The organism is Roseibium aggregatum (genome assembly GCF_014692675.1).
Lineage (GTDB): Bacteria > Pseudomonadota > Alphaproteobacteria > Rhizobiales > Stappiaceae > Roseibium > Roseibium aggregatum_C.
Genome location: NZ_JABFCZ010000128.1, coordinates 1 through 253, shown reverse-complemented (window position 1 = coordinate 253; position 253 = coordinate 1). Strand labels below are relative to the sequence as shown.

At 62.8% G+C, this 253-nt stretch carries 1 protein-coding gene and 1 pseudogene; both read right to left on the bottom strand.

Annotation, left to right across the window (positions count from 1 at the left end):
- Positions 1 to 139: pseudogene (locus tag HK439_RS26595) on the bottom strand (transposase); the annotation flags it as partial.
- 10 nt (positions 140 to 149) lie between these two features.
- Positions 150 to 253: transposase domain-containing protein (locus tag HK439_RS26590; RefSeq protein ID WP_190294281.1), on the bottom strand; the 104-nt coding region annotated here is incomplete at its 5' end.

Genomic DNA, 253 nt, shown 5'->3' with positions numbered 1-253 from the left:
CTCGCCCACGCCCGAAGCTGCGTGCGTCGCCAACCGCTGCAACAAGTGCTGTGGCATTGATGACGCCAATCCCGGGGACAGTCGAAAGGCGGCGGGCGGCTTCATTCTCGCGCGCCATTGCTACAAAGTAAGCGCGAAGCTGCGGCCGTTCAGCTCTTGTAGTTCCAGGGCATGAGAGCGCCGATGTCGCTATTGGGCCAACCGTTGGCGATGCGCTCGAGGGTCTGTGTGAGCCAGGCGTGGGGATCAAGCT